We start from the raw sequence: 23,275 nt of genomic DNA, 5'->3' as shown, positions 1-23,275 counted from the left end.
GAATGTTCTTCTTGCGCACCAGACCGCCGTAGAACAGGGCCAGGCCGGGAACCAGCATCATCAGCACCAGGACCGAGGACACCAGCATCCACGCGGTGTCGCCAGAGTTCAGCGTCGGCGCGGCCACGGCTGCGGCCGCTTCGGCCGCGGCATCGGCCGCTTCCTGGGCGAACGCGACGCCCGAGGTCATGGCGAGGGTGGCGGCCGCGGCGGCCCAGGCCTTACCCTTGCTGAGGAAATGAGTCATGGATGGCTCTCCTAGATGGCGTCGTTGTCGGTTTCGCCGGTGCGGATACGCACCACATGGGCGACGTCGCCCACGAAAATCTTGCCGTCGCCCATCTTGCCGGTGCGGGCGGACTGCATGATGGCCTCGACCGCCTTTTCGGCCAGGTCGTCGGCCACCACCAGCTCAACCTTCACCTTGGGCACGAAGTGGGCGACGTATTCGGCGCCGCGATAGATTTCGGTCTGGCCCTTTTGGCGACCGAAGCCCTTGCATTCGGTGACCGTCAAACCCTGAATGCCCGCGGCGCCCAGCGCGTCGCGCACCTCGTCCAGCTTGAACGGCTTGATGATGGCGGTGATGTACTTCATGGAATCCCCTCTGGGTTGAGCCGGGCCGGCGCTGCCGGCTCGTCGGTCTGGCGTGTTACAGGCAAGTGGCGTGCCAAATGAAGAAACGGCCGCATCCCAAGGGATGCGGCCGTTTTGCCTAGAAAGTTGCCATTGCAAAATATGGCGAAAAAGTGTGCTTCCGCATTGGGCGTGCCAATGTTTTGTGCAGCATCAGGCCGCCTGTCCCCCCTGGTCCAGGGCGTAGCCGGCGGCGCGCACGGTGCGGATGATGTCGTCCTCGTTCTCGCCGTTCAGCGCCTTGCGCAAACGGCGGATGTGCACGTCCACGGTGCGCGGCTCGACATAGATGTCGGGCCCCCACACGGCGTTCAGCAATTCCTCGCGCGAGAACACGTTGCCCGGATGCTGCATGAAGAACTGCAACAGGCGGAACTCGGTGGGGCCAAGGTGGACCGGACGATCGCCACGGGTGACGCGATGCGCCGCCAGATCCATGGAAATGTCGGCGAATTGCAGCATGCCCTTGAGCGGCACCGGCTGTACCCGGCGCAGCATGGCGCGGATGCGGGCCATCAGTTCCGGCAGGCTGAACGGCTTGGTCATGTAGTCGTCGGCCCCGGTGTTGAGGCCGCGGATCTTGTCGCCTTCCTCGCCGCGCGCGGTCAGCATGATCACCGGAAGCTCGCGGGTGGCCGGCTTGCGGCGCAACTGGCGGCACACCTCGATGCCCGACAATGACGGCAACATCCAGTCCAGAACCACCAGATCGGGCTTGCGCTCGGAGACCACGGTCAAGGCTTCCTCGCCGTCGCCGGCCTCGCACACCCGATAGCCCTCTTTTTCGAGGTTGTAGCGCAACATGGTGGCCAGGGCGGCTTCATCCTCGACGATCAGAATAAGCGGCTTCATCTCGCCAAAATCCTTCCTATTCCGCTTCCACGGTGTTGCCTTTGGGTCGTGCCCCCTGAAGCGGCGATCCGACCACCAGGAAATGCAGGGTCTCGGCGATGTTGGTGGCGTGGTCGCCGATACGTTCGATATTTTTTGCCATGAACATCAGATGCGTGCACGCGGTGATGGTCCGCGGGTCCTCCATCATGTAGGTGATGAGTTCCCGGAAGAGGCCGGTGTACATGTCGTCCACCTCCTCGTCGCGGTTCCACACCCGGATGGCCTTTTCCACGTCGCGTTCGATATAGGCGTCCAGGATGTCCTTCAGGATTTCCTGGACGATGCGGGCCAGATGCTGCACGGCGCTGACCGGCTTGACCGCCGGCAGTTGGTTCAGCACCAAGGTTCTTTTGGCGACGTTGGCGGCGTAATCGGCCACCCGCTCCAGTTCCGAACTGATCTTGAGCGCGGCGACGATGTGACGCAAGTCGCTGGCCACCGGCTGGCGCAAGGCCAACAGGCGGACGGTGAAGCTTTGGATTTCCTGCTCCAGCTCGTCGACGCGGGCGTCGCCGGCCACCACGCGGGCGGCCAGGTCGCTGTCGCGTCTGGTCAGGGCCTGCACGGCGGCGGCGAACTGAGCCTCGGCCATCCCGCCCATGCGGGCGATGATATTGGTGAGGTGTGCCAGTTCCTCGTCGTACGACTTGACGGTGTGCTCGGTCATGGTCCCTCGCGGATCGTCAGCCGAAGCGGCCGGTGATGTAGCCCTGGGTCAGCGGATGCTGCGGGTTGGTGAAGATCTGCTCGGTGTCGCCGACCTCGACCAGTTCGCCCAGGTGGAAGAAGGCGGTGCGCTGCGACACGCGGGCGGCCTGTTGCATCGAGTGGGTGACGATGACGATGGTGAAGTTCTCGCGCAATTCGTCGATCAGTTCCTCGACCTTGGCGGTGGCGATGGGATCGAGCGCCGAACAGGGCTCGTCCATCAGGATCACCTCGGGGCTGACGGCGATGGCGCGGGCGATGCACAGACGCTGTTGCTGGCCGCCCGACAGACCGGTGCCCGCTTCGTCCAGACGGTCCTTGACCTCGGCCAACAGGCCGGCCTTCTCCAGGCTGGTCATGACGATCTCGTCCAACTCGGTCTGGTCCTTGGCCATGCCGTGGATGCGCGGGCCGTAGGCGACGTTGTCGTAGATGGACTTGGGGAAGGGATTGGGCTTTTGGAACACCATGCCGACACGGGCGCGCAACTGCACCACGTCGATCTTGCGATCGTAGATGTCGTCGCCGTCCAAGGTCAGCGAGCCGGCGACGCGGGCGATGTCGATCAGGTCGTTCATGCGGTTGATGCAGCGCAGGAACGTCGACTTGCCGCAACCCGACGGGCCGATCAGCGCGGTGACCTCGTTGGCGCGGATGTCGAGGTCCACATGCTTGAGCGCGTGCTTTTCGCCGTAATAGACGTTGACGTCGCGGGCGGAGACCTTGGCCAGACGGCGATCCGCCAGGGTGTTCTGGGAAGCGGAGGTGGCCGGAGCGGCCACGGCAGCGGAAGTTTGAGCCATGGGATTGGTTCCTACCAGCGACGTTCGAATTTCTTGCGAAGCAGAATGGCAGCCAGGTTCATGACCGCCAGGAACAGCAGCAGCACGATGATGGCCGCCGAGGTCTTCTCGACGAAGGCACGTTCCGACGAATCGGCCCACAGGTAGACCTGGACCGGCAGCACCGTGGCCGGGTCCATGGGGCCGCTGGGAACGTCGACGATGAAAGCGACCATGCCGATCATCAGCAGCGGGGCCGATTCGCCCAAGGCGCGGGCCATGCCCAGGATGGTGCCGGTCAGGATGCCGGGCAGGGCCAGCGGCAGCACGTGGTCGGTGACCATCTGAAGCTTCGAGGAGCCCATGCCCAGCGCCGCTTCGCGGATGGACGGCGGCACCGCCTTGAGCGAGGCGCGTGCCGCGATGATGATGGTGGGCAGCGTCATCAGCGTCAGCACCAGACCGCCGACCATGGGGGCCGAACGGGGCAGGCCGAACACCGCCAGGAACACCGCCAGGCCCAACAGGCCGAACACGATGGACGGCACGGCGGCCAGATTGTTGATGTTGACCTCGATCAGGTCGGTCCAGCGGTTCTTGGGGGCGAACTCTTCAAGATAGACCGCGGTGGCGACGCCCAGTGGGAAGGACAGCAAAAGCGTCACCAGCACCGAATAGAACGAACCGACCACCGCGCCCCAGACGCCGGCCTGGGTGGGATCGCGGGAATCGCCCGTGGTCACGAACTGCCAGTTGAAGCGCTTGGTCAAGACGCCGCCGTCTTCCAGCGACTGTAGCCAGCCCATCTGGGCGGCGTTCAGGCGCGCACCCTCGACCGCCGGGTCGCGGGGAAGATAGCCCTTGTTGGTCATGTCGACCGAGTCGGACACCGGAAACCACACCTTGCGGGTCGAACCGATGACGTTGGGGTCGGACAGCACCATGTCACGCAGCGCGTCGCCGGCCGATGGCGACAGCAGCGCCGCCAACTGACGCTTTTCGGCGCGCCCTGACACGTCGGGGAAACGCGACCACAGCGCCGCCTTGGCCAGACCCAGATAATCACCCGAGGCCAGCGTGTCGCGGTCGGCGCCCGGCGCCACTCCCAGGATGCCGGCGTCGAAGGTCACTTCGAGCTGCACCTGGGTCTGGACGAAGGCGGACGCCCCCTTGGCGAAGATGCTGACCAGCAGCAAGGCCAGGAAGCCCAACGCCACGGCGATGGCGGCCATGCCCATGAACTGGAACCGGCGTTCGGCGGCGTAGCGACGCTTGAGCCGGCTCGTCACCGCGTCGGCGGCGGGAGCCGAGGTTTGTTCGACCATTTCAGTCATATTGCTCCCTATACTTACGAACCACGTGAAGGGCGACGATGTTGAGTGCAAGGGTCACGAAGAACAGCACCAGGCCGAGCGCGAAGGCGGCCAGCGTCTTGGGGCTGTCGAATTCCTGGTCGCCGACCAGAAGGGTGACGATCTGCACGGTGACGGTGGTGACCGCTTCGAACGGGTTGGCTGTCAGGTTGGCCGACAGGCCGGCGGCCATCACCACGATCATGGTTTCGCCGATGGCCCGGCTGACCGCCAACAGGACGCCGCCGACGATGCCCGGCAACGCGGCCGGCAGGATCACCTGTTTGACCGTTTCCGACTTGGTGGCGCCCAGGCCGTAAGAACCTTCGCGCAGGGATTGCGGAACAGCGGTGATGATATCGTCGGACAGCGACGACACGAACGGGATGATCATGACGCCCATGACCACGCCGGCCACCAGCGCGCTTTCCGAGGCGATGGACAAGCCCATGGAAGATCCGAAATCGCGCACCATGGGAGCCATCGACAGCGCGGCGAAGAAGCCGTAAACCACGGTGGGGATGCCGGCCAGGATCTCCAGCAGCGGCTTGGCCACGGCGCGGAACCTGGGCGCGGCGTATTCCGCCATGTAGATCGCCGACAGCAAGCCCAGCGGCACCGCCACCAGCATGGCGATCAGCGAGATCAGCGCGGTACCGGCGAACAGCGGCACGGCACCGAAGGCGCCCGAACTGCCCACCTGATCGGCACGGATGGCCATCTGCGGGCTCCAGGTGGTGCCGAACAGGAACTCGATGGGCGACACCGACTGGAAGAAGCGCAGGCTTTCGAACAAAAGCGACAGCACGATGCCGATGGTGGTGAAGATGGCGACGGTGGAACAGACCACCAGGAACACCCGCACCACGCTTTCCACCCGGTTGCGGGCCCGCAGGTCCGACTTGATGCGCTGGTAGGCGAAGGCGAGCCCGCCCGAGGCCAGCGCCAGCGCCAGGGCGGCGGCGGCGGCGAACAGGGTCGCGCGCAACTCGCCATAGCGCTGGGCCGCGGCCTCGACCACCGGTGACGAGGCCGTCATGCCGTAACGGGCGACGTTGCGCACTTCGTTGTACAGCAGGTTCAGGCGTTCCTCGCCAATAGCCAGGGTGTCGTCCGGCAAGCCGGACTGCACCAGATGGCGAACCAGCGACGGTTCGGCCACCAGCCACAGGGCGACCACCAGAAGGGCCGGGAGACCGCACCACAGCGCGACGAAGTAGCCGTGGTAGCGCGGCAGCGAATGCAGCAGACGCGGATTGCCGCCGGCCGTCGCCACGGCCTTGCCGCGTCCCAGCCGATAGCCGATGGACGTCAGCAGCAGCAGGACGACCGTCAGGGTGAGCAATTGCATGGGAAGTCCGTTTTCCTGTGGGAAACGTGCACCGGAATATGCGGTGCGGGAAAAATGGCAAAGTTTCTAAAGGAAATATCCGTCAGTCGGACATGGAAACGGCCGCCCCCGACCAGCGGGGACGGCCGTACCCACGATTACTTGGCCATCGGCGCCATGTCGGCGGCCTTCTTGGCCCATTCCTTACGCTCGGCATCGGGCATCGGGATCAGGCCCTTGTCGACCAGATAGCCGTTGGTGCCCCAAGCCTTTTCCGAGGTGAACTCGGCCACGTATTCCTTGATGCCGGGGATCTGGCCCACATGCGCCTTCTTCACGTAGAAGAACAGCGGGCGCGACACCACGTACTTGCCGGCGGCGATGTTGTCGAAGGTCGGTTCGGAACCGTCGATGATCGACCCCTGGATCTTGTCGCCGTTCTGCTCGAGGTACGAATAGCCGAAGATGCCCAGGGCGCGCGGGTTGGTTTCCAGCTTCTGGACGATCAGGTTGTCGTTCTCGCCGGCGTCGATGTAGACGCCGTCTTCACGCAGGCTGGAGAAGGCGGCCTTGAAGGCCTTTTCGTCGGTCTTCTTCAGTTCCTTGATCTCGGGGAACTCGAGCGCGCCGTGCTCCATCACCAGTTCCAGGAAGGCGTCACGGGTACCCGAGGTGGGCGGCGGGCCCAGCACTTCGATCTTGTCGTTGGGCAGGCTCGGGTCGATCTGGTTCCAGGTGGTGTAGGGGTTCGGAACCAGCTTGCCGCCGACCGGAACGTTCTTGGCCAGGGCCTGGAAGATCTGCTTGCGGGTCAGCGAATAACGGTCGTGCTTCTTGGCGTTGGCCAGCGCGATGCCGTCATAGCCGAACTTGATCTCGATGACTTCGCCGACACCGTTCTTGGCGCACATCTCGAGTTCCGAGGACTTGATGGCGCGCGAGGCGTTGGAAATGTCCGTGAAGTCCGGGCCGACGCCCGAGCAGAACAGCTTGAAGCCGCCGCCGGTGCCGGTGCTTTCCACCACCGGGGTCTTGAACTTGCCGCTCTTGCCGAACTGTTCGGCGACCGAGGTGGAGAAAGGATAGACGGTGGACGAACCGGCCATGCGAATCTGGTCGCGGGCCTGGGCCACACCGCCGAAAGAGACGGTGGCAAGGGCGATGGCCGCGACGGCCAGGGTCTTCTTCATGGGTTGATCTCCGAGAGTTCAGCGAGGGGAGGGAAACCACCGGGGCTTCCGCGCTGTCACTCTAGTCATGGTGTGTTACAGCACCGCGACGCGTCGGTTAAGATTATATGACAATCCGTGTAACAATTCGCCGGAGCCATGGATGTGGCGGGAAAGCAAGGCTTTCCGCCATTTTCTGCCGTCTTCCGTGGCCGATACGCGACGCCCCGACCGCATGGGAACGGCCGGGGCGCTGTCACATTGTCACGATGGTTGTCATAAAACCGGACCGGAGATGGCCTCAGGCGCGGGAATCGCGCAACGCCCGGATGTTGCTGGCGTAGTCGGGGGTCCTGAACACCGCCGAGCCGGCCACCAACGCCGTGGCGCCGGCCGCCATCACCTTGTGGGCGTTGTCGGCGGTGACGCCGCCGTCCACCTCCAGCTCGATGGGGCGGTCGCCGATCATCTTGCGGATGCGGGCGATCTTGTCCAACTGGCTGGGGATGAAACTCTGGCCGCCGAAGCCGGGATTGACGCTCATCACCAGGATCAGGTCCAGCTTGTCCAGCACGTACTCGATGACGTTTTCCGGTGTCGCCGGGTTCAGCGACAGACCGGCCTTCTTGCCCAAGGAGCGGATCAGTTGCAGTGAGCGGTCGATGTGGGGATCGGCCTCGGCGTGCACGGTGATGATGTCGGCACCGGCCTTGGCATAGTCCTCGATAGAGGGCTGGGCCGGGTCGATCATCAGGTGGACGTCGAAGGTCTTGGCGGTCCACGGCCGGATGGCCTTGATGATCGGCGGGCCGAAGGTCAGGTTGGGTACGAAATGGCCGTCCATGACGTCGATGTGGACCCAATCGCAGCCGGCGGCGTCGATGGCCTTGACCTCTTCCCCCAGGCGGGCGAAGTCGGCGGACAGGATGGAGGGGGCGATCTTGACGGTCATGCTTCCTGCTCACGGTGTTTCCCGGCCGTCATGCCCGGACTTGATCCGGGTATCCACGCGGGACCGGCGGTAAAACGTGGATGGCCGGGTCAAGCCCGGCCATGACGCAAACAAGGGAAGGCAGGGGACCTGCCTTCCCGACCTCAATCAGATGATCTTGGCGGCCAACTCGCCCTTAGCGTAGCGGTCGCCCATCTTCTCCAGGCCGACCACCTTGATCTTGCTGGCCTGGCCGGCGGTGCCGAAGGCTTCGTAGCGGGCCTTGCAGATGCCGACCATGCCGGCCATGGCGGCCTTGTTGTAGTCGCGCGGGTCGAACTTCTTCGGCTCGTCGTGGAAGAACTTGCGCAAGCTGCCGGTGACGGCCATGCGCAGGTCGGTGTCGATGTTGATCTTGCGCACGCCGTGCTTGATGGCCTCGACGATCTCCTCGACCGGCACGCCATAGGTCTCGCCCAGGGCGCCGCCGTAATCGTTGATGATCTTCAGCCATTCCTGCGGCACCGAAGAGGAGCCGTGCATCACCAGATGGGTGTTGGGGATGCGGGCGTGGATTTCCTTGACCCGCGAAATGGCCAGCACGTCGCCGGTCGGCGGACGGGTGAACTTGTAGGCGCCGTGGCTGGTGCCGATGGCGATGGCCAGGGCGTCCACCTGGGTCAGCTTGACGAACTCGGCGGCTTCGTCCGGGTCGGTCAGCAGCTTGGAATGGTCCAGCACGCCCTCGGCGCCGACGCCGTCTTCCTCGCCGGCCATGCCGGTTTCCAACGAGCCCAGGCAACCCAGTTCACCCTCGACCGAGACGCCGCAGGCATGGGCCATCTTGACCACATGGGCGGTGGTCTCGACGTTGTAGTCCCAGTCGGACGGGGTCTTGCCGTCCTCGCGCAAGCTGCCGTCCATCATCACCGAGCTGAAGCCGGACTGGATGGCGCGGGCGCACACCGCCGGGCTGGTGCCGTGGTCCTGGTGCATGCACAGCGGCAGATTTGGGAACGCTTCCAGCGCACCCAGGATCAGGTGGCGCAGGAAGGGCTCGCCCGCGTACTTGCGCGCGCCGGCCGAGGCCTGAAGGATCACCGGGCTGTCGGTGGCGGCGGCCGCCTCCATGATCGCCTTGACCTGTTCCAGGTTGTTCACGTTGAAGGCGGGGATGCCATAGCCATTTTCGGCCGCGTGATCCAGAAGCTGCCGCAAGGAAACGAGAGGCATAACCTTTTCTCCCTAAAGGTCTTGTTGTCCCGGCGCGTCGCTCACAGACGCGCCAAGGCCGCGTCGGCCACCGCCTCGGCGGTGATGCCGAAATGCTGATACAGCTTGTCGGCCGGGGCCGAGGCGCCGAAGCCGGTCATGCCGACCACCGCGCCGTCCAAGCCGACATAGCGTTCCCAACCGAAGGTGCCCAGCGCCTCGACGGCGACACGGACGCTACCCTCACCCAGGACAGAAGCACGATACTCCTTCGACTGGCGGTCGAACAGCTCCCAACACGGCAACGAGACCACGGCCGCCGCCACGCCCTTGTCGGCCAGCAGCTTGCGGGCCTCCATGGCCAACGAAACTTCCGAGCCGGTGGCGATCAGGGTCACTTGGCGCTTGCCCCCATTCAGTTCCTTGGCCGCCTCGGCCAGAACATAGCCGCCCTTGGCGGTAAGGTTCTCTACCGTATGTTTGGTGCGGAGCGTCGGCAGGTTCTGGCGCGACAGGGCGAACACCGACGGGCCCTTGGCGTTCAGCAACGCCGCTTCGTAGGCCTCGGCGGTCTCGACCGCGTCGGCGGGGCGGAACACCAGCACGTTGGGGGTGGCGCGCAGGGCGGCCAGGGTCTCGATCGGCTGGTGGGTGGGGCCGTCCTCGCCCAGGCCGATGGAATCGTGGGTCAGCACGTAAAGGACGCGCTGTTCCATCATGGCGCTCATGCGCAGCGCCGGCCACAGGTAGTTGGCGAAAATCAGGAAGGTGCCGCCATAGGGGATGAAGCCGCCATGCAGCGACAGACCGTTCATGGCCGCCGCCATGCCGTGTTCGCGGATGCCGTAATGGATGTAGCGGCCGGAATAGTCCCCGGCCTTGACCGACGGCGCGCAGGCCTTGGTGTTGGTCAGGTTGGAATGGGTCAGGTCGGCGCTGCCGCCGATCATTTCGGGAATGGCGGCGGTGACCACCTCCAGCACGTCCTGACTGGCCTTGCGGGTGGCGACCTTGGGCTGGTCGGTCGAGATCTTCTGCTTGAAGGCGGCGATGGCGTCTTGCCACCCGGCGGGCAGACGGCCATCCTGGGTGCGCTCGAACTCGGCCTTCCGGCTCAGGTCCAGCTTGCCGAATCGGCCTTCCCAGGCGGTGCGCTCGGCGCTTCCGCGGCTGCCGGCGGCGCGCCAGGCGGCCAGAACGTGGGCGGGCACCTCGAACGGTTCATAATTCCAGTTGGCGGCTTCGCGCGCAGCCTTGATCTCGTCGCCGCCCAGGGGGGCGCCGTGGATCTTTTCCGAACCGGCCTTGGTGGGGGCGCCCTTGCCGATGGTGGTACGGCAGGCGATCAGGGTCGGACGGTCGGACTTGCGCGCGGCCTCGATGGCGCGGGCGATGTCGTCCGGGTTGTGGCCGTCACAGGCATCGGTGTTCCAGCCGGCGGCGGCGAAGCGGGCGCGCTGGTCGTCCGAGGTGGAGAGCGCGGTGTCGCCGTCGATGCAGATGTGGTTGTCGTCCCACAGCACGATCAGCTTGGCGAGCTTCAGGTGACCGGCCAGGGTGATGGCCTCCTGGCTGATGCCTTCCATCAGACAGCCGTCACCGGCGACGACATAGGTGTAGTGGTTGACCACGTCCTGGCCGTAGCGGGCGGCCTGCATGGCCTCGGCCAGGGCGAAGCCGGTGGCGTTGGCGATGCCCTGGCCCAAGGGGCCGGTGGTGGTGTCGGCGATGTCCACATGGCCGAATTCCGGGTGGCCGGCGGTGCGGTAGCCGAGCTGGCGGAAGTTCTTGATCTGCTCGATGTCCAGGTCGGCATAACCGGTCAGGTAACCCAGCGCGTACAGCAGCATGGAGCCGTGGCCCGCCGACAGGATGAAGCGGTCGCGGTCCACCCATTTGGGGGCCTGGGCGTCGAACTTCATGAAGCGGGTGAACAGCACCGTCGCCACGTCGGCCATGCCCATGGGCATGCCAGGATGGCCGGACTTGGCCTTCTCGATGGCGTCCACGGCGAGGAAGCGGATGGCGTTGGCCATCTCGGCGTGGGTGGCGGGTGCGGTCATCATCGGGTCCTTATGGCGGGTTGGCTGGCGGGGGCGGAAACAAAAGCGCCGGCTTGCGCACACGTTCCCATGGGAAAAGCGGCGAGCCGGCGCGAAAACGCGATATGGCGGTGTTGGGACGCGCGCACGGAATCGGGGCGTTGCCCGTCGAAGCGGGGCCTTGCCTCGAAAGCCGCCGGGGCTTCGGCCATGCGTACACGTCCTCCTGTCGAGGCCCGCACTCACCACCAAGAGGCGGGCGGCGGAAAACTGCCCCACGGGGCCTCGGGAGTCAACGATTCCCTGAGCGCCTTACCCCCGACGAGGGAGCATGCGGCTAAGGACGTCGTCCTTGAGCATGAAATGGTGGCGCAACGCGGCGACCACATGCACCACCAGAACCACGGCCAACAGCCATGCCAGGGTTTCATGCGCTTCGCCGAACACTTCCTTGAGGTCGTCGCTCTTTTCCACCAGGGTCGGAAGGATCCAGCCGAAGACGTTGACGTCGCGTCCGGCCGACTGGCTCATCAGGATGCCGGCGGCGGGAATGGCGATCATCAGGCCATAAAGCGCCAGATGGCCCAATTTGGCGCCCAGTTGTTCCCAAGCCGGCATGGTGGCGGGCAGGGTTGGGGCGGAATGAGTGGCGCGCCAGGCCAGCCGGACGACCACCAGGGCCAGGACCACCACGCCCAACGCCTTGTGCAGGCCGATGATCTGGCTGCGCAGGTCGCCCTTGGGCAGTTCTTCCATGCCCAGGCCGACGCCCCACAGGCCGATGATCAGGGCAGCCATCAGCCAATGCAGGCTTTTGGCGACGGGGTCGTATCGAGACGAAGAAGACATAGCCGAGGGTGCTCCACGCTGTTGGTCGTGGAGCACACCATGCTGCGTTCTTCATGAACCCAACCTGAACGGCCCTAATCCATTGAAGCATTCAGATGCGTCAGAGCACTAACGGCCCTCGCGCCCCTTGAGGTAAAAGGCCACCGCCTGGGCGCGGTTGCCGACGCCAAGCTTGTCGTACAGGTTCTTCAGGTGGAACTTGACGGTATTAAGCGAGATGTCCAACTGGCTGGCCATCTGCTGGTTGGTCAAGCCCCCGGCCAGGGCGGCCAGCAATTCCCGTTCGCGCGGGGTCAGTCCGGCCAGCGGGTCGGACGCCAGGCTGGAGACGTCGATGAACGGGAACACCATGCGTCCGGCCGCCACCGCCTGGATGGTGTCGAGCAACTGCTCCGGCGTTTCCCGCTTGGAGCAGAACCCGGCGGCGCCCAAGGTCATGGCCTGACGCGGAACGTCCGGGTTCGGGCTGCCGGTATAGACGATGACGCGCGGGCCATCGGTGCGGTTGCGCAGGGCTTGCAGGACGCCGCGGCCATCCAGGCCGGGCATTTCCCAACCGATGATGCCGACGTCGAACCGCATGCGTTCGCAGGCTTCGAGGAATTTTTCGCCATCGGCGGTAACCGCCGCCAGGCAAAAGCGTTCGTCCCCGGCGAACAGCTTGACCAAGCTGCTTTGCAGCAGCGGATTCTTTTCGGCGATGACAATGTCGATCGGCTTGTTGCTTTGGACGCCCATGGCTTCCTTCCAAACTCTCCGGGGCCCCCAACGAACCCTACCCGAGAGAGCGACATCATACGCGGCCTGGGCGTAAGCGCAAATGATAAGTGTGGGTTTTTGCCTACCCACGGGCAGGTTTTGCACAGTTTAGAACTGCCCGAAAGTGGGGGGAGGAGCGAGAGGCGCTTGCGACGGGGCAAACGAAAACGGCCGTCACCCGAAAGTGACGGCCGCGATCATGGGAAATCGGTCCTTGGATCAGTTGAACAGCAGGCTGTTCAGATCGTTGGCCGGCGTCGAGGCGCCCGACCGGAACACCGTCTTGGCCACCTTGATCATGTCCGGGGCGTCGTTGGTGGCGGCCTGAATCTCGCCGGTGGCGATGGCGGCCTTGACCACGGCTTCGGCCGAAATGGCCTTGACCAGGGGAGCGGCTTCCTCGCTGCGCGAGGTTTCCAGCGGCTTGACCTGATGGCGGGCGGATTTCTGGGAGGTGGTCGGGAACATCTGGGCGGCCTTGCTGACCGCGACCTTGTGAATTGCAGGGCGGGCCATGTTGGGATCGCGCGGCTGATAGACGTAGCCTTCGGTACGATACACGCGGCTGCCGAAATCGTTGCTTGGCGGATACCAGACGCGGACCTGGGTCCAGTCGTTCTTGGGCGACACGTCCAGCACCGGAACGGCGGTGGTGATGGCACCACGGCCCGAACTGCGAACCGGCGCCCAATTGGCGTGGTCAACCAGGACCAGACGGTTGCTCAGTACGCGGGTGACCACGGAAACGTGGCCATAACGCATGGAGCCTTGGCGCGTGAAGACCAGGACGGCGCCGTCGCGGGGATTGCGGCCACGGTCGTAAAGGCCGCTGGCGGCGTTCCACCACTTCCAGGCATCGCCCTTGAGGTTGATGCCCGAAGCCTCGCGAGCGTACTGGACGCATTGGATGGCACTGGCGGGGGTAATGGCGGCGACGGTCAAGGCCGCAGCCGAAGCGATCAGAAGCCAGAACTTCCTCACGATTACTCCCTCCCCCGGTATCCAGTCATCGATCGCGTCGATTGTTACCATTTGTGAAGGTGATGGCAAACGGGATTCTTAAAATAGCCGGCAATTTTTAGGATTCTTATGTTCGAAAACCATGGATCTGGAGCAGCGGGCTTTGGTTCCGGGCGTGTCCGGGCTATGATCCGCGCACATTCAAACATCGAGCCCAGGAGTGAAGGTGAAGGCGAAACACGTTGCGACGGCCTTCGGGTGCGTTCTTGGTCTTTTGCTGTCGGCACCGGCCTCGGCCGAACGCCGTACCATGGTGATCGGTTCCGGCGAGGTGACGGGATTTTATTATCCCACCGCCGGTGCGTTGTGCCGCGTCATCAACAAGGAACACCCGCACGACGCCAATTGCGCGGTGGCGCCATCCTCGGGGTCGGCGGCCAATCTGGCGGCGTTGAAATCGGGCGAGACCGATTTCGCCATCGTGCAGTCGCGGGCCGCCGTCCAGGCTGCCCAGGGCGCCGACGCCTTCCGCGACAGCGGCCCCATGCCCGAGTTGCGCGCGGTGATGAGCCTGCATGGCGAAGCGGTGGCGGTGGTCGCCCGTCAAGGGGCGGGCATCGACAGCGTGGCCGACCTCAAGGGCAAGCGTGTCAACCTGGGCCGGCCGGGATCGTTCCAGCGGACCATGGCCGAACTGGTGCTTGAGGCGGCGGGGCTGTCCGAAGGCGATCTCGCCCCGGCGGTCGAGTTGGATCTGGTCGAGGAAGCCCAGGCGCTGTGCGAAGGCAACATCGACGCCGCTTTCTTCACCGGCATCCATCCCATGCCGGAAGTGGTCGCCACGGTCGAGGAATGCAACGCCACCCTGGTGCCGATAAAGGGGAAATCCATCGAGCCGTGGCTCAAGCGCAACCCGTGGATGAGCAAGGCGGCCCTGCGCCACGGTCTGTACGATGGCGTCAAGGAAGACGTGCCTTCGTTGCAATTGAAGGCGGTGTTGACCACCACCACCAAGATGACCGACGACGAGGTGCGCGACGTGCTCAAGGCCATCCACGTCAACTTCCCGGCCTTCACCCGTCTGCATCCGGTGCTCAAAGGACTGAACAAGGGAGACAGCGCCCACGAAGGGATCGCCATTCCCCTGCATGACGGGGCCCGCGCGTTCTACGAGGAAACGGGGTTGGCGAAATGACCCTTGATCCCTCGCACCTCTCGCCCGGCGATCTTGCCGACATGGCAGAGGCGGGGGAACAGCTTGCCGCGATCGAAGCGGGCATGCGCGCGGCGGGAACCTCGCCGCGCGCTCTTTTGGTGGGGGGAGACGCGGTCGAACCCTATCGTCATTACCCCACCGGCGACGTCTACGACTTCGCCAGCCATTCCCAGTATTATTTCCATTGCCATCGCCAGGGTGAGTTCGGCCACGCCCACCTGTTCGTGCGTCCCATGGGCATGCCGGTCGGATGTCGGCCGCAGGTGGCGGTGGGGGGCGCCGATTCCCCTTGCCATCTGGTGGCCGTGGGGTTGGGCCATCATGGCTTCGCCTCGGAATTGTTCACCACGAACCGTTGGGTGACCGGCGAATCGTGGTACGACGCCGACACGGTGGCCCGCATCCTGCCATGTTTCCATGTGGACGGGGTGGGCAGCGGTGGCCGGGTTGGCCGCTGGCTGACGGCGTTGCTGGGGCTGTATCGGCCGTTGGTGGTGGCTCTGGTGCGTCAGCGCGATCAGGCCGTGGCGCGCTGGGCGGCCGAACATGGCGGCGACGCCTTGAACGACGACCGTCTGGAAGTCACCTCGCATGCGGCCATCGACATCGGCCTGTGGCGGCGGGGGATCGCCCAGGCGTTGAAAGCCCGTCAATCCTGACATGAAAAGCAGAACGCCGCCGCCCGCTGGGGCGACGGCGTCCGCGATGCCTGGAAAGGCCCGAAGCGACTACTTCAGGGTCTTCAGGTATTCGATGACGGCCTTGATGTCGTCGGGGTTCTTCAGGCCGGCGAAGGCCATCTTGTTGCCCGGAATGGTGCCCTTGGGGTCGGCCAGGTACTTGGAGAGGCTGGCTTCGTCCCAGGTCATGCCCGAGTCCAGGTGCTTCTGGGAGTACTTGAAGCCTTCGGCGTGACCGGCCTTGGCGCCGAAAACACCGGCCAGGGACGGGCCGACGCCGTGCTTGCCGGCTTCCACCTTGTGGCAGGCCTTGCACTGGTTGAACGCCTTCGGAGCATCGGCGGCGTTGGCGGCGACGGGGGCGAGCAGCATGGCGGCGAGAGCCAGACCGACCTTCTTGTTGAGCATCATGATCTCCCGAGATCTTCCACGTGTTGAAATCCGAACGCGATGTCCTCGACGCCGGTCTGGGGACGGAACTGCCGCCCAGTATCGGCAGAATGAACAAATACCGTGGCGAAATTTAGGCCGGGCACCCCTTGATTTTTGGGCGCGTGCCGATCCGACTGTGTCTGCCGCTACGCCCACCCCCCCGTGCGGACGGGCGGTCGGCGACAGGGCCGAATGGCAACAGGTGGCGCCGGCGGGCTTTGCTCTCCTTTTTTCGTCAAGGCGCGTTCGGGCGGCATTATCATTCACATTTGCCTGAACTGCAACCGGGTAGGTGCCGGGGAAATGCGCTTAAGTGGCGGGGCGCTTTCGGTTAAAAGGCTGGGCATGACCCAGTTGCCCATCGCCGCCATCCTTCCCGACATCCGTACCGCGCTGGCCGCCGCGTGCGGGCTGGTGCTCCAGGCGCCGCCCGGTGCCGGCAAGACCACCGGAGTACCGCTGGCCCTGCTGGACGCGCCGTGGCTGGCGGGCAAGCGCGTCGTCATGTTGGAACCGCGCCGTCTGGCGGCGCGCGCGGCCGCCGCGCGCATGGCCGAAACCTTGGGCGAGGCGGTGGGCCAGACCGTGGGCTACCGTATCCGCTTCGAATCCAGGGTGTCGGCCGCCACCCGTGTCGAGGTGGTGACCGAGGGTATCCTGACCCGCATGCTTCAGGACGATCCCAGCCTGCCGGGGGTGGGGCTGGTGATCTTCGACGAGTTCCACGAACGATCGCTCAACGCCGATCTGGGATTGGCGCTGTGTCTGGAAAGCCAGGGCGCGTTGCGCGACGACCTGAAGATCCTGGTGATGTCGGCGACGCTGGACGGTGGGCCGGTGGCCGCTCTCATGGGCGGCGTGCCGGTGCTGACCAGCGAGGGGCGGGCCTTTCCCGTGGAAACCCGCTTCCTGTCCCGGCCCGAACCGCGCCGTTTCGCCGAGGCGGTGTCCAGCGCGGTGACCCAGGCGCTGGCCGAGGAAGAGGGCGACATCCTGGTCTTCCTTCCCGGTGCCGGGGAGATCCGGCGGGTCGAGGCGTTGTTGGGCGAAAGCCCGGCGGCGCGCGGCGTGACGCTGGCGCCTTTGTATGGCGATCTGCCGGCCGAGGCCCAGGACCGCGCCATCCGGCGGGAAGGGGGCGGGCGCAAGGTGGTGCTGGCCACCGCCATCGCCGAAACCTCGCTGACCATCGATGGTGTGCGGGTGGTGGTGGACGGCGGCCAGATGCGGGTGCCGCGCTTCGATCCGACCTCGGGCATGACCCGGCTGGTGACGTTGCCGGTCAGCCGGGCTTCGGCCGATCAGCGCCGGGGCCGCGCCGGCCGCACCGCGCCGGGGGTGTGCTATCGCCTGTGGCCCGAGGCCGAGGACCGGGCGCTTGTTCCCTACACCGCCCCCGAGATCGCCGAGGCCGACCTGGCGCCGCTGGCGCTTGATCTGGCGCAATGGGGCATCCATGACGCGGGGGCGTTGGCGTGGCTGGACGCGCCGCCGGCCGCGTCGCTGGCCCAGGCCCGCGAGTTGCTGGCCGAATTGGGGGCGGTGGACGACACCGGCCGCATCACCGCCCACGGCCGGGCCATGAACCGTCTCGCCATGCATCCGCGTCTGGCCCACATGGTGTTGAAGGCGCGCGGCCTGGGGTTGGGCGGGCTGGCCTGTGATCTGGCGGCGATCCTGGGCGAGCGTGACGTCGTCAAGGCCGAGCGGGGATTTCGCGATTCCGATGTGCGGCTACGTCTCGACGCCGTGCGCGGGCAGGGGGAGCAGGTGCGGGGACTGACCGTGGACCGTGGCGCCCTGGCCCGCGTGCGTCAGGCGGCCAAGGAATGGCGCCGCCGTGTCGGCCTGAAACCGGGACAGGAAGACGGCGACGGGCGCGATGCCGGCATCGTTCTGGCCTTCGCCTATCCCGACCGCATAGCGCGGCGCCGGCCAGGAGGCGAGCCGCGCTATGCCCTGTCGGGCGGACGCGGCGCGCTGTTCGCCGATGCCGAACCCTTGAGCGCCGAGGAATGGCTGGTGGCGGCAGAACTGGACGGCGACCGGCGCGAGGCCCGCATCTTCCTGGCCGCCGCCCTGAGCAAGGCCGAGATCGAGGACCATTTCGCCGAGTCCATCCGCACCGAGCAGGCGGTGGTCTGGGACCGCCGCGAGGAATTGGTGCGGGCCAGCCGCCAGCGCCGGCTGTTCGCCCTGGTGCTGGACGAACAGAAGTTGGAGGACGCCGCGCCCGACGCCTTGGCCGCCGCCATGGCCGAGGGGGTGCGGGCCATGGGGTTGGCCTGTCTGCCCTGGACCGACGAGTTGATGAAATGGCGCGAGCGCGTCGGCCTGTTGCGCCGGCTCGACCCCGACGGCGGCTGGCCCGATCTGTCCGACCCGGCGTTGCTGGACGGACTTGGGGAATGGCTGGCGCCCTATCTTTCCGGCATCACCCGGCGCGCCCATCTGACCCGCCTGGACTTGTCACAGGCCTTGCGCGGCTTGGTGCCGTGGGAATTGTCGCGCCGGCTGGACGAATTGGTGCCGACCCATGTCACCGTACCCTCGGGCAGCCGGGTGCCCATCGACTATTCCGGCGAGGTGCCGGTGCTGGCGGTGCGTCTTCAGGAAATGTTCGGCTGTGCCGACACCCCGCGTATCCTGGGCGGCAAGGTGCCGCTGTTGCTGCACCTGTTGTCGCCGGCACGGCGGCCGGTGCAGGTGACCCAGGATCTCGCGAGCTTCTGGGCCAACGCCTATCACGCGGTCAAGGCCGACCTGAAGGGGCAATACCCCAAGCATTGGTGGCCCGACGACCCCATGCAGGCGGAGCCCACCGCGCGGGCCAAGCCGCGTCGGTAACGTTCAGGTCCGGCGGTGGCGCAGGATGGTCGTCACCACCATCAGGGCGAATCCCACCACCGTCAGGCCGTTGAGCATGCCGCCGGCCAGCCGCAACCCGTCGTTTTCCGCCAGATCACCGGCCAGCCGCAGCACCAGCGACAGGTGCAACACCGTCAACGGCACATAGAAATAAAGGGCGAACGGCAGCCGCACCTTGAGCACGGCCGGCAGGATGACGGGGGCGTGGCCGAACACCATGGAAAAGACGAAGCCGACGAACAGCGCATGCAACGCCGCGTCATAGCGCAGGGATTCAATGCCGGCGTCGAGCGCGGGCATCAACAGGCCGCCAATCCCCAGCCACACATAGCCCGACAACAGGCAGACCGCCACATAGCGGGTCAGGCCGGGCTGGCGGATGGTCCGGCGGGCCACGTCGTTGACCATCGCCCACGCCACCATCGCCACGCAGCCCAGGCCGAAGGCGGTCCAGGCCCAGGGCAACTGGGCCGCCGCCAATCCCGCGCCGCCGCCGATCAGAACCACCGGGACCGCCAGCGACGGATCGCGCCAGCGCCATGGCTTCATGAAACGCGACAGTTCCAGCCGTTCGCCGGCGATGGTGAGAACCAGGAACGACGCCCACAGCGGCACCACCTCGGATACCGCAGCACCCGTGGCCCACAGCAAATTGCCCATGGCCCAGGCCAGGGCGGCCAGGGCCAAAAGGCGGGTGAACGGTTCCGGCTGGCGCCGCGCCACCACCCCGGCGACGGCCAGGAACACCAGGGAGCCCAGGGTCAACGAGATGGCGCCGGCGCTCTCGGCGCCGGCCACCAGCAACAGACCGCCGCCGCCGGTGGCGAAGGGGGCGGCGAAAGCCCACGGCCGGCCCAGAGCCACCGCGCGTTCGATGCCGATGACCGTGCCGAAGAAGCCGCACACCATCAGCGGCCCGTGCAGGTGGACGAAATCCAGGTCGAGGGCAAGTCCCAGCCGGGCCTCGCCCGCCGCCAAGCCGGTCAACAGGCTGACGGCGCCGCCCAGCAGCAGGACAAGCGGAAGGCGCGGATGCATGGCTACCACCCCAGGCTTTGCCGGGCCGCCGGGCTCAGCCGTTCGGGCGACCACAAGGGCGCGTCCAGCACCTCCACCGTCGCCATGACGGCGCCGGCCTGTCGCAGCAGGTGGAGGCTCTCGTCGCGCAGGTAGCCGCTTTGCGGACAGGCCGGGGTGGTCATGATCAACGCGACCCTGACGCCGTCCTCGTCGGCGACGACCCGTTCGACCATGCCCAGGTCGACGATGTTGATGCCGACGTCAGGGTCGATGACGCCGCGCAGGGCTTCGATGGCTTGGGTCTGGGTGATCATGGCGCGAACCGGAATTGTTCCAGGGTGTTTGTGCAGCCTATGCCGCCGGGGCGTTTCGGACCTTGAGGGCGGTCAAGGCCCGCTTGACCGCGTTGGGCGTGGTGGTTAGGTTTGCCGACCGACTTCCTTCACCCTATGAATGGCGGAATTCCATGGGCCACAGCGGCGCCAAGAAGCCCAGCTTCCAACAACTGATCCTGACCTTGCAGAACTTCTGGGCCGAGCAAGGCTGCGTCATCCTCCAGCCCTATGACATGGAGGTGGGTGCCGGGACCTTCCACCCGGCCACCACGTTGCGCGCGCTGGGTCCCGATCCGTGGAAGGCCGCCTATGTGCAGCCGTCGCGCCGGCCCAAGGACGGCCGCTATGGCGAGAACCCGAACCGTCTTCAGCATTATTATCAGTTCCAGGTGCTGCTGAAGCCGTCACCCGCCAATTCGCAAGAGCTTTATCTGGAATCCCTGCGCCGTCTGGGCGTCGATCCGCTGGCCCACGACATCCGCTTCGTCGAGGACGATTGGGAAAGCCCGACGCTGGGCGCCTGGGGCCTGGGCTGGGAAGTATGGTGCGACGGCATGGAGGTGACTCAGTTCACCTATTTCCAACAGGTCGGCGGCATCGAATGCGACCCGGTGGCGGTCGAGCTGACCTATGGCCTTGAACGTCTGGCCATGTACATCCAGGGCGTCGAGAACGTCTACGACCTGGATTTTAACGGCGAGGGCGTGAAGTACGGCGATGTGTTCCTTCAGGCCGAGAAGGAATATTCCGCCCACAATTTCGAGCATGCCGACACCGAGATGCTGTACCGCCACTTCCTCGACGCGGAAAAGGAATGCGAGGCGCTGCTGAAGGCCGGTCTGGCGTTGCCCGCCTACGACCAGTGCATCAAGGCCTCGCACCGCTTCAACCTGCTGGACGCGCGCGGGGTGATTTCGGTCACCGAACGTCAATCCTATATCGGCCGCGTGCGTGCGCTGGCCAAGGCGTGCTGCGAGGGCTGGCTGGCCTCGCGCGCTCCCAAGACGGAGGCCTGAGCCATGGCCGAGTTGCTGCTTGAAATCTTCTCGGAAGAAATCCCCGCCCGTATGCAGGCCCGCGCCGCCGAGGACCTTCAGCGTCTGGTGGTGGACGGCCTGGGCAAGAATGGCCTGAGCGGTCAGGGCGTGCGCACCTATGTCACGCCCCGCCGTCTGGTGCTGGTGGTCGAGGGTCTGCCGGTGGCCGGTCCCGATGTGTCCGAGGAAAAGCGCGGCCCCCGTGTCGGCGCCCCGGAACAGGCGTTGAACGGCTTCCTGGCTTCCTCCGGCCTCAAACTCGACGAACTGGAGCAGCGCGACACCGGCAAGGGCGTGTTCTATTTCGCGGTGATCAACAAGAAGGGCCGCGCCACCGTGGAGGTGGCCAAGGAAGTGATCGAGGCCGCCCTGGCCGACTTCCCCTGGCCCAAGTCGCAACGTTGGGGCGCCAATTCCGTGCGCTGGGTGCGGCCGCTGCAATCCATCCTGTGCCTGTTCGACGGCGCCGTGGTGCCGGTGACCTTTGGCCCGATCAGCGCCGGCAACGTGTCGCGCGGTCACCGCTTCCTGGCTCCGGCCGAGTTCGCGGTCAAGGATTTCGCCGATTACGCAGCCAAGCTGGCCGCCGCCAAGGTGGTTCTCGACCCGATCGAACGCCGCCATTCCATCCTGGCCCAGGCCGAAGCCGCCGCCGCCCGCGAAGGTCTGAGCTTGCGCGCCGACGACGGTTTGCTGGCCGAGGTCACCGGTCTGGTGGAATTGCCCAACGTCTTGGTGGGCACCATCGACGACAAGTTCATGGGCGTGCCGCAAGAGGTGTTGATCACCTCCATGCGGGCGCACCAGAAGTACTTCTCGCTGATGAACGGCGACAAGCTTGCGCCGCGCTTCCTGGTCACCTCGAACATGGAGGCCGGCGACGACGGTGCCGCCATCGTGGCGGGCAACGAGCGCGTGCTGCGCGCCCGGCTGTCCGACGCGGCCTTCTTCTGGGACACCGACCGCAAGGCCCGTCTTGATTCCCGTCTGCCCAAGCTGGCGGAACGGTTGTTCTATGCGCGTCTGGGCACCATGGCCGACAAGGTCGAGCGCATGAAGGTGCTGGCCCGTCACCTGACCGCCTTTGTCGAAGGCGCCAGCGCCCACGACGCCGAACGCGCCGCCGAACTGGCCAAGGCGGATTTGTCCACCGAGATGGTGGGCGAGTTCCCCGAGCTTCAAGGCGTCATGGGCCGTTATTACGCCCTGAACGATGGCGAGGCACCGGCGGTGGCCGACGCCGTCGCCGAGCATTATTCGCCGCTGGGGCCGTCGGACAAGGTTCCGACAGCGCCGGTCAGCGTCTGTGCCTCGCTGGCCGACAAGATCGACAGCCTTGTCGGTTTCTTCGCCATCGACGAAAAGCCGACCGGCTCCAAGGACCCCTTCGCCCTGCGCCGCGCGGCGCTGGGGGTCATCCGTCTGGTGGTCGAGAACGGTCTGCGTCTGCCGCTGTTCACCCTGTTCCAGTTCGCCCACGCCCAGTACAAGCCGGGCACGCTGTCGGGGGATCCCAGGCGGGTGGCCGAGGACCTGATGGAGTTCTTCGCCGACCGTCTCAAGGTGCATCTCAGGGAAAAGGGCGTGCGCCACGATCTGGTCAACGCGGTGTTCGGCCTTGGCGACGAGGACGATCTGGTCCGGCTGTTGGCCCGTGTCGAGGCGCTGGGCGACTTCCTCGGCTCGGATGACGGCGCCAATCTGCTGGTGGCCTATCGCCGTGCCGCCAATATCGTGCGCATCGAGGAAAAGAAGGACGCCACCGCCTATGCCGGCCCGGCCGATGCCGAGGCGCTGGTCCAGGACGAGGAGCGTGCGCTTCATGCCGCCCTGGCCGAAGTGCGCGCCAGCGCCGGCCATGCGTTGCGGGCCGAGAAGTTCGCCGACGCCATGGCCGCCCTGGCCCGCCTGCGCCGGCCGGTGGACGCCTTCTTCGACAAGGTGACGGTGAACACCGATCAGCCGGCTATTCGAACCAACCGCCTTAAGCTTCTGGCGGAAATCGGCGCGGCCATGGGCGAGGTCGCCGATTTCGCCAAGATCGAGGGCTGATTTTCCAAGGG

Annotated in this window: 21 protein-coding genes and 1 pseudogene; 5 read left to right on the top strand and 17 right to left on the bottom strand. The window is 65.8% G+C overall.

Going from position 1 to position 23,275, the window contains the following annotated elements; translation table 11 throughout:
- The 14 genes and pseudogenes from G4223_RS02500 to G4223_RS02435 all read right to left on the bottom strand — a co-directional run.
- Positions 1-190 (bottom strand): annotated as a pseudogene (locus G4223_RS02500) (ammonium transporter); the annotation flags it as partial.
- A gap of 68 nt (positions 191-258) precedes the next feature.
- Complete coding sequence (locus G4223_RS02495) at positions 259-597, bottom strand: P-II family nitrogen regulator (protein WP_163674520.1); 339 nt, start codon at positions 595-597, stop codon at positions 259-261.
- A 192-nt stretch (positions 598-789) separates the two neighbouring features.
- Positions 790-1,488, bottom strand: a complete 699-nt coding sequence (phoB, locus tag G4223_RS02490; protein WP_163674518.1) for a phosphate regulon transcriptional regulator PhoB — start codon at positions 1,486-1,488, stop codon at positions 790-792.
- A 16-nt stretch (positions 1,489-1,504) separates the two neighbouring features.
- Positions 1,505-2,197, bottom strand: a complete 693-nt coding sequence (gene phoU / locus G4223_RS02485; protein WP_163674517.1) for a phosphate signaling complex protein PhoU — start codon at positions 2,195-2,197, stop codon at positions 1,505-1,507.
- Between the two features lie 16 nt (positions 2,198-2,213).
- Positions 2,214-3,041 (bottom strand): phosphate ABC transporter ATP-binding protein PstB, encoded by an 828-nt coding sequence (gene pstB, locus G4223_RS02480; protein WP_163674515.1) that lies wholly within the window; start codon positions 3,039-3,041, stop codon positions 2,214-2,216.
- Between the two features lie 11 nt (positions 3,042-3,052).
- The gene (pstA, locus tag G4223_RS02475; protein ID WP_420844426.1) at positions 3,053-4,354 is read right to left on the bottom strand and encodes a phosphate ABC transporter permease PstA; all 1,302 of its coding nucleotides are present in this window, start codon (positions 4,352-4,354) and stop codon (positions 3,053-3,055) included.
- Positions 4,347-5,723 (bottom strand): phosphate ABC transporter permease subunit PstC, encoded by a 1,377-nt coding sequence (gene pstC / locus G4223_RS02470; RefSeq protein WP_163674512.1) that lies wholly within the window; start codon positions 5,721-5,723, stop codon positions 4,347-4,349. Before pstC ends, pstA begins: the two co-directional genes overlap by 8 nt.
- Before the next feature lie 137 nt (positions 5,724-5,860).
- On the bottom strand, positions 5,861-6,892 hold the full coding sequence (locus G4223_RS02465; protein ID WP_163674509.1) for a PstS family phosphate ABC transporter substrate-binding protein: 1,032 nt from the start codon (positions 6,890-6,892) through the stop codon (positions 5,861-5,863).
- Between the two features lie 280 nt (positions 6,893-7,172).
- The gene (rpe, locus tag G4223_RS02460; protein ID WP_163674506.1) at positions 7,173-7,823 is read right to left on the bottom strand and encodes a ribulose-phosphate 3-epimerase; all 651 of its coding nucleotides are present in this window, start codon (positions 7,821-7,823) and stop codon (positions 7,173-7,175) included.
- Positions 7,824-7,970: 147 nt separating this feature from the next.
- Complete coding sequence (gene fba, locus G4223_RS02455) at positions 7,971-9,035, bottom strand: class II fructose-bisphosphate aldolase (RefSeq protein WP_163674503.1); 1,065 nt, start codon at positions 9,033-9,035, stop codon at positions 7,971-7,973.
- Between the two features lie 41 nt (positions 9,036-9,076).
- Positions 9,077-11,077 (bottom strand): transketolase, encoded by a 2,001-nt coding sequence (gene tkt / locus G4223_RS02450; RefSeq protein ID WP_163674552.1) that lies wholly within the window; start codon positions 11,075-11,077, stop codon positions 9,077-9,079.
- 291 nt (positions 11,078-11,368) lie between these two features.
- A complete protein-coding gene (locus tag G4223_RS02445) occupies positions 11,369-11,905 on the bottom strand; it encodes a cytochrome b (RefSeq protein ID WP_163674500.1) in 537 nt (178 codons plus the stop codon).
- Positions 11,906-12,013: 108 nt separating this feature from the next.
- On the bottom strand, positions 12,014-12,643 hold the full coding sequence (locus G4223_RS02440) for a LuxR C-terminal-related transcriptional regulator (RefSeq protein ID WP_163674497.1): 630 nt from the start codon (positions 12,641-12,643) through the stop codon (positions 12,014-12,016).
- Positions 12,644-12,883: 240 nt separating this feature from the next.
- Complete coding sequence (locus G4223_RS02435; RefSeq protein ID WP_338086797.1) at positions 12,884-13,645, bottom strand: CHAP domain-containing protein; 762 nt, start codon at positions 13,643-13,645, stop codon at positions 12,884-12,886.
- Positions 13,646-13,850: 205 nt separating this feature from the next.
- On the opposite strand from G4223_RS02435, the gene G4223_RS02430 reads away from it, so the two are divergent.
- Together G4223_RS02430 and G4223_RS02425 are read left to right on the top strand one after the other, a co-directional pair.
- Positions 13,851-14,819, top strand: coding sequence for a TAXI family TRAP transporter solute-binding subunit (locus G4223_RS02430; RefSeq protein ID WP_163674491.1), 969 nt, complete (start codon positions 13,851-13,853; stop codon positions 14,817-14,819).
- Positions 14,816-15,499: a DUF6969 family protein gene (locus tag G4223_RS02425; RefSeq protein WP_163674488.1), complete on the top strand. Its 684-nt coding sequence runs from the start codon at positions 14,816-14,818 to the stop codon at positions 15,497-15,499. Before G4223_RS02430 ends, G4223_RS02425 begins: the two co-directional genes overlap by 4 nt.
- Positions 15,500-15,568: 69 nt before the next feature.
- Here G4223_RS02425 and G4223_RS02420 read toward each other — a convergent pair whose 3' ends face one another.
- A complete protein-coding gene (locus tag G4223_RS02420; protein WP_163674485.1) occupies positions 15,569-15,931 on the bottom strand; it encodes a c-type cytochrome in 363 nt (120 codons plus the stop codon).
- Positions 15,932-16,297: 366 nt separating this feature from the next.
- Between G4223_RS02420 and hrpB the strand changes: the two genes are divergently transcribed.
- A complete protein-coding gene (gene hrpB / locus G4223_RS02415; protein ID WP_163674482.1) occupies positions 16,298-18,799 on the top strand; it encodes an ATP-dependent helicase HrpB in 2,502 nt (833 codons plus the stop codon).
- 3 nt (positions 18,800-18,802) lie between these two features.
- On the opposite strand, the gene G4223_RS02410 is transcribed toward hrpB, so the two are convergent.
- Positions 18,803-19,858, bottom strand: a complete 1,056-nt coding sequence (locus G4223_RS02410) for a hypothetical protein (RefSeq protein ID WP_205762331.1) — start codon at positions 19,856-19,858, stop codon at positions 18,803-18,805.
- 2 nt (positions 19,859-19,860) lie between these two features.
- Entirely contained in the window at positions 19,861-20,154 is a 294-nt protein-coding gene (locus G4223_RS02405) for a metal-sulfur cluster assembly factor (protein WP_163674476.1), read from the bottom strand.
- A gap of 152 nt (positions 20,155-20,306) precedes the next feature.
- Between G4223_RS02405 and G4223_RS02400 the strand changes: the two genes are divergently transcribed.
- Together G4223_RS02400 and glyS are read left to right on the top strand one after the other, a co-directional pair.
- Positions 20,307-21,191, top strand: a complete 885-nt coding sequence (locus G4223_RS02400; RefSeq protein WP_163674473.1) for a glycine--tRNA ligase subunit alpha — start codon at positions 20,307-20,309, stop codon at positions 21,189-21,191.
- A gap of 3 nt (positions 21,192-21,194) precedes the next feature.
- On the top strand, positions 21,195-23,264 hold the full coding sequence (gene glyS / locus G4223_RS02395; protein ID WP_163674471.1) for a glycine--tRNA ligase subunit beta: 2,070 nt from the start codon (positions 21,195-21,197) through the stop codon (positions 23,262-23,264).
- Positions 23,265-23,275: the final 11 nt, after the last annotated feature.

This window comes from Magnetospirillum aberrantis SpK, assembly GCF_011022235.1.
GTDB lineage: Bacteria > Pseudomonadota > Alphaproteobacteria > Rhodospirillales > Magnetospirillaceae > Magnetospirillum > Magnetospirillum aberrantis.
Note: the sequence above shows the minus strand (reverse complement) of the source record. Positions and strands in the feature narration are given on the sequence as shown.